Below are 263 nucleotides of genomic sequence, written 5' to 3'. Positions count from 1 at the left end.
TTGTAGTAATACTTGGTGCCCGTGTAATCAATTTTGACGACTTGGCGGTTGCCCCACATGTAGGTCGTGACCTTTGGTTCCACCCCACCCTGTAAGTTGACAATCCCCTTAACGGAGTCCCAAGAAGTGTATTGCGGCAGGACGTAGTAAAAAATTGGTTCGTAAAGTTGATCCGTTGAATAAGCCGTTCCCGGCCCGCCCAAGGCCATTCGCCCCGCGTCGGCTGTCCCGGGCATGTCGGGGTTGGTAACGTTGTTTTGCCC

Annotated in this window: 1 protein-coding gene; it reads right to left on the bottom strand. The window is 53.2% G+C overall.

The genetic code is table 11. The annotated features are described in order from the left end of the window. On the bottom strand, positions 1-263 hold a 263-nt coding region (locus tag ABFY71_RS18920; RefSeq protein WP_347947424.1), incomplete at both ends, for a hypothetical protein.

It is taken from the genome of Devosia alba (assembly GCF_039938915.1).
Classification (GTDB): domain Bacteria; phylum Pseudomonadota; class Alphaproteobacteria; order Rhizobiales; family Devosiaceae; genus Devosia; species Devosia alba.
This window is presented reverse-complemented; position numbering and strand designations above follow the sequence as displayed.